The sequence below is a fragment of the Microbacterium sp. T32 genome (genome assembly GCF_001619615.1).
GTDB lineage: Bacteria > Actinomycetota > Actinomycetes > Actinomycetales > Microbacteriaceae > Microbacterium.
In genome coordinates this window covers 196,957-209,864 of sequence record NZ_LQQP01000002.1, presented here as the reverse complement: position 1 = coordinate 209,864, position 12,908 = coordinate 196,957, and the positions used below count along the sequence as shown (strand labels likewise).

Sequence of the window (12,908 nt, the reverse complement as noted above, 5' to 3'; positions counted from 1 at the left end):
GCGGCGGTCAGCCCGCTCGTCGCCTCCACGGCACAGCCGCGACGACGACGCCGCTGATCGCCACCGCGGCCGCGATCACGGCCACGGCCACCGGCGGTGCCGCGGGCGCGGGCCAGACGGCATCCAGGATCACGGAGGTCGTGAGCAGCCCCACGACCGACCCGAGCCCCAGCACGAGCACGCCGGTGCGCTGGACGATGACCGACGACAAGAAGATGTAGACGACGCCGATCGCGCCGCCGAGGTACAGCCACGGGTCGGCGGGCAGCGCTCGCGGGGCGCCCACCGCGACGATGTGCACGAGCGCCGCGACGATGAGGACGGCCGTTCCGCCCGCGAAGTTCACGACCGTCGCCGCCAGCGGGCTCTGCACCCGTAGTCGGAGGCGACCGTTCGTTCCCTGCTGCCACGCGACACCCGCGCCGGCGATCACGGGGACGACGAGCATCCAGACCGGGATGCCGCCCACCCGGTCTCCCGCGAGCGACACCGCCACACCGGCGAGCGCGAGCAGCGCGCCGACGACCCGGCGGACGGTGACCGGCACCACGCCGGCGGGTCCGTGGCCGAACCGGTCGAGGAGCAGGCCGCCGGTGCTCTGGCCCGCGACGAAGCCGACGGTGAACAGGGCGACGCCGATCGTGGCCACGGCGAGGCCCTGGCACGCGACGGTGAAGGCCCCCGCGGCACCGCCGAACAGCATCCAGGCCGGGATCGAGCGTTCGCGCACCCCCGCGACCAGCCGCGCCAGCCCGGCACGGCCCGCGGGCAGCGCCGCGGCGATGATCAGCACCACGACCAGCCCCGACCCGAACGAGATCCCGCCCGCGAGCACCCCGTCGCCGAGTTCGCCGCCGAGCGATCCGTTCACGCGCGCCTGCAGCGCGGTGAGCGCCCCGATGAGCACGGCCCCGAGCACGGCGATCCCCGGTGATCGTCGGTGAGACATGGGCCCTCTCCCCCGGCCGCTGCCGTCGAGGGCCGTCGTCGATCGTACGTGCCCGCGCGCCGGTGTGGACCCCGGCGCCCGGATGCGCGAGGCTTTCCGCGTGCCTCACCTCAGCTCCGGTCCCGACGACGTCTCCGGCATCCTGTCCCAGCTGACCGCCGCGCGCGCCGATCGCGAGTTCCTCGCGGGCGTCGAACTCCATCTCCCCCGGCTGCACGACCTGTTCCTGCGCCTGTACGGCGACCGGCCGGACGGCGTCGAGCGGCTGGCATCCGTGGTCGACCTCGCCCGCCGATCGTGGCACGCCCGCCCCGAGGAGCTCAGGGACGTGGACCGGAACCGCGCGAGCGAACCGGACTGGTTCGAGAGCGAACGGATGCTGGGCGGGGTCTGCTACGTCGACCGGTATGCCGGTGGGCTCCGTGGCATCCGGGACTCCATCCCGTACTTCCGCGAGCTGGGGCTGACGTACCTGCACCTCATGCCGCTGTTCGAGAGCCCCGAGGGCAACAGCGACGGCGGTTACGCGGTGTCGAGCTACCGGCGCGTGAACCCGGCCCTCGGCACGATGGACGAACTCGCCGACCTCGCCGCGGATCTGCGCCGGGCGGGAATCTCGCTCGTGGTCGACTTCATCTTCAACCACACGAGCAACGAGCACGAGTGGGCGCAGAAGGCCGTGGCCGGGGAGCCCGGCTTCGAGGACTTCTACCTCATCTACCCCGACCGCGAGATGCCCGACGCCTACGAGCGGACGACGCGCGAGATCTTCCCCGACGACCACCCCGGCTCCTTCGTCCAACTGCCGGACGGCCGGTGGATCTGGGCCACCTTCTACCACTTCCAGTGGGACCTGAACTATGCCAATCCCGCGGTGTTCGAGGCGATGGCGGGCGAGATGCTGTTCCTCGCGAACCAGGGCGTGGAGATCCTGCGGATGGATGCCGTGGCCTTCATCTGGAAGCGGCTCGGCACGACGTGCGAGTCCCTGCCCGAAGCGCACCTTCTTCTGCAGGCTTTCAACGCGGTGCTGCGCATGGCGGCCCCGAGTCTCCTGTTCAAGTCCGAGGCGATCGTGCACCCCGACGAGGTGGTGTCATACATCTCCCCCGAGGAATGCCAGCTGTCGTACAACCCGCTGCAGATGGCGCTCACGTGGGAGGCGCTCGCCACGCGCGACGGACGTCTCCTGCAGCAGGCGCTCGAGCGCCGCCACGCCCTCCCCGAGGGAACCTCGTGGGTCAACTACGTGCGCAGTCACGACGACATCGGGTGGACGTTCGCCGACGAAGATGCGGAAGAACTCGGCATCCAGGGGTATCCCCACCGGCGGTTCCTCAACGACTTCTACGTCGGGCGGGTCGAAGGGTCGTTCTCGCGCGGCGTCCCGTTCCAGGAGAACCCGCGCACCGGCGACGCCCGCATCACCGGGACGACGGCCTCCCTCGCCGGGATCGAGGCCGGCGACGCGGGTGGCGAGGACCGCGTGATCCTCGCGCACGCCCTGGCGCTGTCCACTGGCGGCATCCCGCTCCTCTACCTGGGCGACGAGGTCGCCCAGCTCAACGACTACTCCTATCGCCGCAATCGCGCCGAGGCCGGCGACAGCCGGTGGGTGCACCGCCCGCACCGCCCCGAGCAGAACTACGCGGACCGGGGGGATGCCACGACCCCCGCCGGTCGCGTCTTCTCACGGCTCACGCGGCTCATCGACGTCCGCCGGTCGACGCCCGAGCTCGCCGGGAACGAGCTCATCGCGTTCGACGCCCACGTGGACTCGCTGGTCGCGTTCCTCCGTCCGGGCGACACCGGCGCGGCGGTCCTCGTGCTGGCCAACGTCGCCGACCACGCGGTCGAGATCGAGGCGCTGACGCTGTCCGGACTGCAACCGGATGCCATCGACCTCATCGCCGACGAACCGGTCGCCCTCGCGGGCGGGCTCACGGTTCCGGCGCACGGGGTGCTGTGGCTGCGGGTGGAGCTGCGCTGACGCAGCGTCCGTCTCGGAGCATCTCGCCATTCACACGGCACTGAACGAGCGAGACGTGCCGAAGATCGACGTCGGGAAACATCCACCGTCCGAGGTCGCGTTCATGGTCCGACGATCCTTCGATGGTGTCCCAGGTGATGCGTTGCGCCTCGCTCATGAATCTCGTTCTTTGCCCCGCGGGCGATTCTGTGTGGGCTTGGTGACAGGACGGGCCGATTGACATCGGGCGACGTTTGTGCGGTCGTGTGATTCGTCGACGACCCCGCACGTCATCGCGTCGGCCGACCGGGCCGCCAGGATCCGCCCCGGGAAAACACACCGGGGCGAGCGAGAGGGCCCCTGCGCGCGGGCATCAGCGGCGCCGGCGGGACCGGGTGTCATCCCTGCCGATGCATGCATCGACGTGGCGTCGCCACGAGAGTGCCGGCTACAGGACTTGAACCTGCAACCCCCGTATTACAAGTACGGTGCGCTACCAATTGCGCCAAGCCGGCGAGAACGCCAGTCTATCGGCGCGGCGCGAAAGACCTCAGCCCGCGGAGGTCGGGGTGGGCGTCGGGGTGGGGGTGGCCGTCGAGTAGTAGGCGTTGCTGTCGACCGTGAGCACGAACTGGGCGAACTCCTTCGGGTCGTCCATGCGGCCGACGTACGGCGTGCCGTTGACGAGGACCGTGGGGGTCGCGGTCAGCGCCTGGCCCTTGGTGTCGGGCAGGCCCTTGATCGCGCGATCGGTCGCGGCCTTGGCCCACGCGGTGTAGGTCTCGTCCTCGATGCACTGGCGAACCGTGTCGGGGTTGCTCACGCCCGCGCCCTGCGCCATGTCGGCGAGCTTCTCGTCGCTGTAACCGTCGGAGTCGACGGGCGGCTGGTTGATCAGCAGCTCGTGGTTGAACGCGAAGAACTTGTCCGAGGCGTGGGTCGCGACACAGGCCGCGGCACCGGCGGCGCGGAGGCTGTACTTGGTGCCATTCGACTTCGAGGTGAGCATCGCCACCGGGTAGTACGTGAGCGAAGCGGCATCCTGGGACACCCACTTCGACAGCTGTTCGGCGTTGGCGAGCTGGAACTCCCGCGCCTCGCTGGAGAGATAGTCGACGTACACGCGGATGTCGACCGGCGCGGCGGTGGTGGTCGGCGACGGGGTAGGCGTCGGAGTCGGGGTGGGCGTGGCCTCGGCCGCCAGAGCGGAGGCGTTGCCGTCGACGGTCTGATCGGCGCGCGGGTCGGCGATGCCGGTCGCCGCCGTGACGACGAAACCGTCGTCGGAGGCGGCATCCGGAAGCGCCTGCGAACGTCCATCGCGCGAGGACAGCGCGTAGGTCACGCCGGCGGCGCCCACGGCCACGACCGCGACGGCGCCGACGACCAGCAGCGTCCGGCGCACGATCCGCGCCCGGGTCTGCCGCGCCTTGACCTGCTGCGCCTTCTCGCGCACCGCCTCGCGGCGGGCGTTCTCGGCGGGCAGATTCGGCGTCTGGTCGTTGGACATGGGACCTCTCGGGCGCGGACGGATGCCGCTGACGATGATGGGAACGCACGGGTAGGCGAACGAGGATCGATGGTAGTAAGCCTGGCTGAGAAATGACCAGACACGTGCGATACTGACCCTGCGCTCACTGTCGCGCGCGCTCGGGGTCGCCCCCGTTCATTCCATTCACTACGGATCGTCCGGCACGTACCTGCCGGTGAAGGAGAAGAAGAAATGGCGTCCGTCACCTTTGACAACGCAACCCGTCTGTACCCCGGAGGCACTCGCCCGGCGGTCGACAAGCTCAACCTCGAGGTCGGAGACGGCGAGTTCCTCGTCCTCGTCGGCCCCTCCGGTTGCGGTAAGTCCACGTCGCTGCGCATGCTCGCCGGCCTCGAAGAGGTCAACTCCGGCCGCATCCTCATCGGCGACCGTGACGTCACCGACGTCCCCCCGAAGGACCGCGACATCGCGATGGTCTTCCAGAACTACGCGCTGTACCCGCACATGACCGTCGCCGAGAACATGGGCTTCGCCCTGAAGATCGCCGGCGTCGGCAAGGAAGAGCGTGCCGCTCGCGTCCTCGAGGCGGCGAAGCTCCTCGACCTCGAGCAGTACCTGACTCGCAAGCCGAAGGCCCTCTCGGGTGGTCAGCGTCAGCGTGTCGCCATGGGCCGCGCGATCGTGCGTCAGCCCCAGGTGTTCCTCATGGACGAGCCGCTGTCGAACCTCGACGCGAAGCTCCGCGTGCAGACCCGCACGCAGATCGCGTCGCTGCAGCGCCGCCTCGGCGTCACCACGGTCTACGTCACGCACGACCAGACCGAGGCCCTCACCATGGGTGACCGCATCGCGGTCCTCAAGGACGGTCTGCTCCAGCAGGTCGGCACCCCGCGCGACCTGTACGAGAAGCCGAAGAACGTCTTCGTCGCCGGCTTCATCGGCTCGCCCGCGATGAACCTGTTCCCGGTCGACCTGGCCGAGGGCGGCGTCCGCTTCGGCGACCTCGTCGTCCCCGTCGAGGCCGACGTCATCGGCAAGGCGCACGGATCGGAGGTCACCATCGGTGTCCGCCCCGAGGACATCCAGGTCGCCCCGGCCGACGGCAAGGGCCTCACGGTCGTCGTCGACCTCGTCGAGGAGCTCGGCGCCGACGGCTACCTCTACGGTCACACCGACATCAACGGCAAGCGCACCGACATCGTGGCGCGCGTCGACGGCCGCCGTCACCCCAACGCGGGCGAGACGGTCGTTCTGGCGCCGGTCCCCGGTCACGTGCACGTCTTCGACCTCGAGTCGGGCGAGCGCCTCACCGACAAGGCCATCGCTTCGGCCTGATCTACGCACCGTCGCGGCGCGGGGAGTCTTCTTCGACTCCCCGCGCCGCACCCTTTTCCCCGGAGGAACCGTGGCCGAATCCCTCAGCATCACCGCCAGCGCCGTCGACCCGGGACTGCTGCAGCTGCCGTGGTCGACGGGCCTGGCCGACTGGCCGAGCTCCCACATCGTCGCCCTTCCCAAGGGCATCTCGCGCCACCTCGTGCGGTTCGCGAACCTGTCCGGCCGCGTCGTCGCCATCAAGGAGACGACCGAGGAGATGGCCCGTCGCGAGTACGACATGCTGGGCAACCTCGACCGCCTCGACGCGCCCTGCGTCGACCGCGTTGCCGTGATCGCGGGGCGCACCGATGCCTCGGGCCGCCCGCTCCCCGCGGCGCTGGTCACGGCGCACCTGAAGTTCTCGCTCCCCTACCGCGCGCTGTTCACGCAGGTGCTGCGCCCGCACACCGCGACGCGTCTGGTCGACGCTCTGGCGGTTCTGCTCGTGCGCCTCCACAACGTCGGCTTCTACTGGGGCGACGTGTCACTGTCGAACACGCTGTTCCGCCGCGACGCGGGTGAGTTCGCCGCGTACCTCGTCGACGCGGAGACGGGCGAGCTGCAGGGCAACCGCCTGACCGCCGGGCAGCGCGCACACGATCTCGACATCGCCCGCATCAACATCGCCGGCGAGATCATGGACCTCGAGGCCGGAGGCCGCCTCGAGGGCGGAGTGGATGCCGTCGCGATCGCCGACGGACTCGTCGCCTCGTACCACTCGTTGTGGGGCGCGCTCACCGACAAGGAGACGTTCGCCGTCGACGAGTCGTGGCGGATCACCGAGCGCGTGCACCGCCTCAACGCTCTCGGTTTCGACATCGGCGAGATGTCGATCAAGACCGCGAGCGACGGCACGCAGGTCTCGATCCAGCCCAAGGTCGTGGATGCCGGGCACCACCAGCGTCGCCTGCTGCGGCTCACGGGTCTCGACGTGGAGGAGAACCAGGCCCGCCGCCTGCTCAACGACCTGGACGAGTTCCGCGCGCGGGTCTCGCGCCTCGGAGCCGACGAGGAGATGGTCGCGCACGAGTGGCTCACCCGCGTCTTCGAGCCCATCGTCATGGCGATCCCGTTCGACCTGCGCGCGAAGCTCGAACCGGCCGAGGTCTTCCACCAGGTGCTGGAACACCGCTGGTACATGTCCCAGGCGCGCGGCCGGTCGGTGCCGCTGGCCGAGGTCGTGACCTCCTACATCGACGACGTGCTGAGCCACCGTCGCGACGAGGCGACGGTCATGGGACCGCCGACCGACACGATGTCGCTGGCCACCATCTCCGACGCCTCGGCCCCGGATACCGGCGAAGTCCCCACCACCGACACGGACGTCATCGACTGGCGCGATCTGGTCTGACAGAACGACGACGGCGCCGCCCCGGAAGGGACGGCGCCGTCGTCGTTCGCGCGGTCAGTAACCGACGGCGAAGTGGTCGCGCGAGTGCTTCGGGTTCTCGATCTCGTCGAGCACCGCCACGGCGAAGTCGGCGCCCGAGATGAACGAGTTGCCGTCGGCATCCACGACGAGGACGTGCCCGCCGTCGCGGTACGTACCGGTGCGCTCTCCCGGAGCCCACACGCCGAACCCGCCGGCGGGGTGCACGTAGAACCAGTCGCGGTCCGAGGAGTCTGCCTCGAGGTCTTCCAGGATGCCGATGGCCTCGGACGCCTCGGGCTTGTACTCGTCGGTGAAGCCCTCGGTGTCGATGAGGCGCGGGCCGCCCTCGGCCACGAGCGATCCGCCGGCGCCGCCGATGACGCCCAGACGCACGTCCTCGGGGAGGACGGAGTTCAGCTGCGCGATCGCGGGGCGGAGCTTGCCCAGCATGTCGCCGCGCGGCGCGACGGCCGAGACGACGACATCGACGCCCTCGAGCTCGGCGAGCAGGCCGGGGACGTCGAGGACCGTGCCCTCGATGTAGGTCGCTCCCTCGACGCGCTCGGCCGGCACCGAACGGGCGACCGAGACGACCGTGTGGCCGCGACGGACGGCTTCGGTGACGATGTGGCTGCCGGCGTAGCCGGTTCCTCCGATGACGGCGATACGGGTCACGGGTGTTCCTTTCCTCCGGTCCGCGATCACCCGCGGACGTGTCCTCCCAGCGTGCCGGTTCCGGGCCCCGTCGCGAAGCGCGGACGCCCGAAACCGACACGATTCACAGCAGGATCTGCAGCGGGTTCTCGATGCGCGCCACGAACGCGGCCAACCACTGCGCCGCGACCGCCCCGTCGAGCACCCGGTGATCGGCCGAGAGGGTCACCGACATGACGGTGGCGGCCGCGAGCGACCCGTCCTCCTCGACCACCGGCCGCCGCGTCGCGGCTCCGACGGCGAGGATGCCGGCGTGCGGCGGGTTGATGATGGCCGAGAACGACGTCGTCCCGTACATGCCGAGGTTCGACACCGCGAAGGAACCGCCCTCGAGCTCGTTCTGCTTGAGGCGCCCCTCGCGCGCTCGCGCCGCGAGGTCGCGGACCGTGGCGGCGAGCTCGCCGATCGAGAGACGGTCGGCCTGGCGGACCACCGGGGTGAGGAGCCCGCCGGGCACCGACACGGCCACGGCGATGTCGGCGGCGGAGAACCGGCGCGTGGCATCCGGGGTCCAGATCGCGTTCGCCTCCGGAACATCGCGCATCGCGCCGGCGACCGCCTTCACCACGAGATCGTTGACCGAGATGCGCTGTTCGCGCCCCGCGTTGATCTGAGCCCGGAGCGCCAGCAGCGCATCGACGCGGCAGTCGGCCTGCAGGTAGAAGTGCGGAACGGTGGACTTCGACTCGGTGAGACGCCGCGCGATCGCGCGCCGCATGCCCGTGTGCGGCACGTCCTCGTACTCACTCCCCGCCGCTGCCGGAGCGAGCGGTTCGGGGGCGGCGGGGGCGGGTTGCGGATGCCGCTCCTCCGGCGCCGGTGTCCAGGCATCCAGGTCGCGGCGGACGATCCGTCCGCGCGGACCCGATCCGGGCACCTCGGCGAGGTCGATGCCGCGCTCCGCCGCGAGGCGCCGAACGAGCGGCGAAGCGAAGAGGCGGCGCTCCTCGGCGAGCGGTTCCGCGGGAGCGGGAGCGGGAGCCGGGGCGGAGGCGCCGGCGGGGGCGGAAGCCGGAGCGGCGGCGGGAGCCGGGGTGGACGCCGGTGCCGGGGCGGCCGGAGCCTCCGCCGCCTCCTCGGGCGCGGCCGCGACCTCGGCGTCGGACGGCGTCGCGGTCGCGGGGGCGGGCGCCCCTCCGGCGGCGGCGAGGGCGGCATCCACGCTCTCCCCCTCCTCGGCGAGGACGGCGATCGGGACGCCCACAGCGGCGGCGTCACCGGCGGGCAGGAGGATCCCGGCCAGGATGCCGGCGCGCTCGGCCTCGTACTCGACGACGGCCTTCTCGGTCTCGATCTCGACGATCGCCTGACCGGCGCGGACGGGACTGCCGACCTCGACGAGCCAGCTCTGGATCGCGGCCTCGGCGGCCCCGGTGGCGATCTCGGGCATGCGGACGACGACGGCCATCAGCGGATCCCTCCCGCCGCGCGCACGCGCTCGAGCCCTTCGACGACCTCTTCCGTGCGGGCGATCGCGGCGCGTTCGAGCACCTTGGAGATGCTCGGGCTCGCCTCGCCGCCGGTGACGCGCTCGACCGGCTGGTCGAGCCAGTCGAAGAACCGGCGCTGGATCTCGTCGGCGAGCCACGCTCCGTAGGACGGTCCGCGCGCGCCCTGTTCCACGATGAGGACGGCGTTGGTCTTGCGGATGCTCTCGCCGATGGTGTCCCAGTCGAGCGAGGCGCGGTCGAGCCAGCGGAGGTCGATGACCTCGGCATCCGTTCCGGTCTGCTCGACCGCCTCCAGGGTGTGACCGACCATCGACAGGTACGTGAGCACCGTCACGTCGTTGCCCTTGCGGCGCACGGCGGCGGATCCGGGCGGGATGACGTAGTCGAGATCGGCGTCGGGCACGCGGTCGGGCGTGCCGTAGAGGTCGACGTGTTCGATCACGAGCACCGGGTCTTCGAGCGCGAGCGCGGCGTTCATGAGTCCGACGTAGTCCGCGGCGGTCGAGGCGGCGACGATGCGCCACCCCGCCTGCGTCGCGAAGATGCCGGCCGGGTCCATGAGGTGCTGCGAGCCGTAGCCGGACCCCATCGCGACCTTCGTGCGCAGCACGAGCGGGACGGTGTTGTTGTCACCGAACATGTGCCGCGCCTTGCCGACCTGGTTGAACACCTGGTCGGCGGCGACCCACATGAAGTCGGGGTACATGAACTCCACGACGGGGCGGAACCGGCCGTCCATCGCGATGCCGCCGGCGGCGCCGAAGAATCCGTTCTCGCTGATCGGGGTGCCGATGACGCGGTCGGGGCCGTACTTCTCGGCGAGCCCCTTCGTGGCGCCGTTCGTGCCGCCGCCGAGGCGGTGCACATCCTCGCCGAGCACGATGATGCGCGGGTCGGTCTCCATGCGGCGGTCCATGGTCTGGGCGACGGCATCGACGAACTTCACGTCGCGCCAGGGTCCGGTCCATTCCGCGGGCTCGGCGGTCGCGAGCGCGGCGAGTTCGGAGGCATCCCCCCGGATGCCGGTGTCCACCACGGCCGGGTCGGGCCACAGCTCCGGGCGGATGCGACGTCGGCCGGGACGCTCGGGGTCGGCCTCGACAACGGCCGCGACCGACTGCGCGACGGCGGCCACGGCCTGCTCGCGGACCGCCTGCGCCTCGGCGTCGTCGAGGAGGCCCAGGCGGCGCATCTCGGACGCCATACGCTCCAGCGGATCGCGCGCGCGCCACTGGCCCTCCTCGTCCTTGGTGCGGTACCCGAACGCGCTCCCCGGGTAGGGGCCGTTCTGGTGGAAGAAGCGGTAGACCTCGGCCTCGACGATCGCGGGCCCCTCCCCCGCGCGCATGCGGTCGAGCGCCTCGCCCGTGGCGAGGTGCACGGCGAGCGGGTCCATGCCGTCCACGCGCCACGCGGGGATCGAGAAGCCCTGGCCGCGCACGGAGAAGCGCGTGTCGGCGCTCGCCTCGTCGGCGCGGGTCGACACCGCGTAGAGGTTGTTCTCGATGAAGAACGCGACGGGGAGCTTCCACGTCGACGCGAGGTTCATGGACTCCAGCACCGAGCCGATCTGGCTGGACCCGTCACCGAAGTAGTTGATCGAGACATCCGAGGTGCCGGAGTGCTTCTGCGCCCACGCGTGACCGGTGGCGAGCGGTGCGCCACCGCCGACGATCGCGTTCGTGCCGAGCGCTCCGGCCTCGAGCCACTGCAGGTGCATCGAGCCACCGCGACCGCCCGAGAAGCCCGAAGCGAGCCCGAGGATCTCGGCGAGCGTGCGGTCGAGCAGCGTCTGGATGTCCGGCGTCACGAGAGCGGCGGGGTCGAGCGCGCCGCCGGAGACGTACGCGAGCGTCTTGGCGAGGAACTGGTGGTGCCCGCGGTGCGAGCCGTTCACGGCATCCGCGGGTCGGAGCGACACGATCGAGCCGACCGCGCCGCCCTCCTGCCCGATGCTGGAGTGCGCGGGACCGTGCACGAGGCCCGCGCCCGCCAGGTCGAGCACCGCCTCCTCGAAGGCCCGGATGAGATGCAGCTGACCGAGCATCGTCCCGAGCAGTTCCGGGTCGGCGGCCTTCCAGTCCGCGGCGGTCGTCTCCAGCTGCACCCACTCGACACCGGTGTTCAGCCGTTTCCGCTTGGCCATGTCGCTCCTCACGCGTCGTTGCGTCCACCTATACAGGTCGTTCGCTCACACTGTACGATTCGATTGTCTCCAATACAAGGCAGAATCGCCGCGAGATACTGTCGAGAGACGCCTCCATCGGCGTCAATGGATCCAATGGAGGATGCGACATGGGACTTCCGGGACTGCGCGGCAGCGACCACATCGGCTTCACCGTGCCCGATCTCGACGAGGCCGAGGCCTTCCTCGTGGACGTCCTCGGTGCCGTGCCGGTGTACACGCTGCCCGGGCGCAGCGGCGAGGGCGATTGGATGACACGACAGCTCGGCGTCCACCCGCGGACGGCGATCCGCGAGATCCGCTTCTACCGCCTCGGCAACGGCACGAACCTCGAGGTCTTCGCGTACGACGCCGCCGACGGACAGGCTCCTCCCCCGCGCAACAGCGACATCGGCGGGCACCACCTCGCGCTGTACGTCGATGACCTGGATGCCGCGGTCGCCCACCTGCATGCCCATGGCGTCGATGTCATGGGCGAACCGGTCGTCAGCGGCGCTGCGTCGGCAGGGCAGCGCTGGATCTACTTCCGCGCCCCGTGGGGCATGCAGTTCGAACTCGTCAGCTACCCCGACGGCAAGGCCTACGAGCGCGACGCCGAAACGCTGCTGTGGCATCCCGCGAGGCCCGCCGAATGAGCGGTCCGCTCGCCGTCGCCCGCGATCACGGGCGCGCCGGCTCGGGGATCGCCGACACGCTCCGCGACGAGATCCTCCGTGGCATCCATCCGCCGGGGACCCGGATCCGGCAGGAAGACCTCGCGGCCCGCCACACGACGAGCCGCATCCCGGTGCGCGAGGCGCTGCGGATCCTCGAGGCCGAGGGACTCGTGACGCTCGTCGCCAACTCGGGCGCGTGGGTGTCGCGCCTCACGCTCGCCGAGTGCGAGGAGCTGTACCTCGTGCGCGAGCGCATCGAGCCGGTGCTCCTCGGGATGAGCGCGCCGCTCCTCTCCCCCGACGACCTCGACGCCCTCGACGACCTCGCCGCACGCATGGAGCACGCGGATGCCGAGGACTTCCTGCGCCACGATCGGGAGTTCCACTTCGCGACCTACGCGCCCGCGCGCACCGTGATGCTCGGCGACACGGTCGTGGGCCTGTGGAACCGGACCCACCACTACCGTCGCGCCTTCGTCACCGCGGCGCACGCCCGCCACGACGGCACCGCGCACCTCGACCACCGGCTGCTCGTCGCCGCCCTCCGCCGCGGCGACGCCGAGGAGGCCGCCCATGTACTCGAACGGCACATCCGGCGCACCCGCATCGAGCTGGAGCGGCATCCCGAGATCTTCGGCGAGAGCGGAGCACACTGAGGCAACGTCGGAACTCGGTCGCCTGGAGCGCGTGTGATACCGCGATCAGGACGCACGTCCTGCGCGGGTAGAGGCTCCCCGGTGACG

Annotated in this window: 10 protein-coding genes and 1 tRNA gene; 5 read left to right on the top strand and 6 right to left on the bottom strand. The window is 70.9% G+C overall.

Annotated features, from left to right (window positions below; all coding sequences use genetic code 11):
* Positions 1-7: 7 nt before the first annotated feature.
* Positions 8-949, bottom strand: a complete 942-nt coding sequence (locus tag AVW09_RS01795) for a DMT family transporter (RefSeq protein WP_063256376.1) — start codon at positions 947-949, stop codon at positions 8-10.
* 82 nt (positions 950-1,031) lie between these two features.
* On the opposite strand from AVW09_RS01795, the gene AVW09_RS01790 reads away from it, so the two are divergent.
* Entirely contained in the window at positions 1,032-2,939 is a 1,908-nt protein-coding gene (locus AVW09_RS01790) for an amylosucrase (protein ID WP_082822761.1), read from the top strand.
* A 421-nt stretch (positions 2,940-3,360) separates the two neighbouring features.
* Here AVW09_RS01790 and AVW09_RS01785 read toward each other — a convergent pair.
* Both AVW09_RS01785 and AVW09_RS01780 read right to left on the bottom strand, forming a co-directional pair.
* A tRNA-Thr gene (locus tag AVW09_RS01785) sits at positions 3,361-3,433 on the bottom strand.
* Between the two features lie 35 nt (positions 3,434-3,468).
* Positions 3,469-4,428 carry a DsbA family protein gene (locus AVW09_RS01780; protein ID WP_063256375.1) on the bottom strand — a complete coding sequence of 320 codons (960 nt, stop codon included), beginning with the start codon at positions 4,426-4,428 and terminating at the stop codon, positions 3,469-3,471.
* A 213-nt stretch (positions 4,429-4,641) separates the two neighbouring features.
* Here AVW09_RS01780 and AVW09_RS01775 point away from each other — a divergent pair, with 213 nt between their 5' ends.
* Positions 4,642-5,745, top strand: a complete 1,104-nt coding sequence (locus AVW09_RS01775) for an ABC transporter ATP-binding protein (RefSeq protein ID WP_063256374.1) — start codon at positions 4,642-4,644, stop codon at positions 5,743-5,745.
* Positions 5,746-5,815: 70 nt separating this feature from the next.
* Positions 5,816-7,138, top strand: a complete 1,323-nt coding sequence (locus AVW09_RS01770) for a DUF4032 domain-containing protein (protein ID WP_063256373.1) — start codon at positions 5,816-5,818, stop codon at positions 7,136-7,138.
* 54 nt (positions 7,139-7,192) lie between these two features.
* On the opposite strand, the gene AVW09_RS01765 is transcribed toward AVW09_RS01770, so the two are convergent.
* From AVW09_RS01765 to AVW09_RS01755, 3 genes are all read right to left on the bottom strand, one after another.
* The gene (locus tag AVW09_RS01765; RefSeq protein ID WP_063256372.1) at positions 7,193-7,834 is read right to left on the bottom strand and encodes an NAD(P)-dependent oxidoreductase; all 642 of its coding nucleotides are present in this window, start codon (positions 7,832-7,834) and stop codon (positions 7,193-7,195) included.
* A gap of 103 nt (positions 7,835-7,937) precedes the next feature.
* The gene (locus AVW09_RS01760; RefSeq protein WP_063256371.1) at positions 7,938-9,281 is read right to left on the bottom strand and encodes a 2-oxo acid dehydrogenase subunit E2; all 1,344 of its coding nucleotides are present in this window, start codon (positions 9,279-9,281) and stop codon (positions 7,938-7,940) included.
* Positions 9,281-11,470, bottom strand: coding sequence for an alpha-ketoacid dehydrogenase subunit alpha/beta (locus AVW09_RS01755; RefSeq protein WP_063256370.1), 2,190 nt, complete (start codon positions 11,468-11,470; stop codon positions 9,281-9,283). The genes AVW09_RS01760 and AVW09_RS01755 overlap by 1 nt, the downstream gene beginning before the upstream one ends.
* A 149-nt stretch (positions 11,471-11,619) precedes the next feature.
* Between AVW09_RS01755 and AVW09_RS01750 the strand changes: the two genes are divergently transcribed.
* Together AVW09_RS01750 and AVW09_RS01745 are read left to right on the top strand one after the other, a co-directional pair.
* Entirely contained in the window at positions 11,620-12,144 is a 525-nt protein-coding gene (locus tag AVW09_RS01750; RefSeq protein ID WP_063256369.1) for a VOC family protein, read from the top strand.
* Complete coding sequence (locus AVW09_RS01745; protein ID WP_063256368.1) at positions 12,141-12,821, top strand: GntR family transcriptional regulator; 681 nt, start codon at positions 12,141-12,143, stop codon at positions 12,819-12,821. Before AVW09_RS01750 ends, AVW09_RS01745 begins: the two co-directional genes overlap by 4 nt.
* The last annotated feature ends 87 nt before the right edge of the window (positions 12,822-12,908 follow it).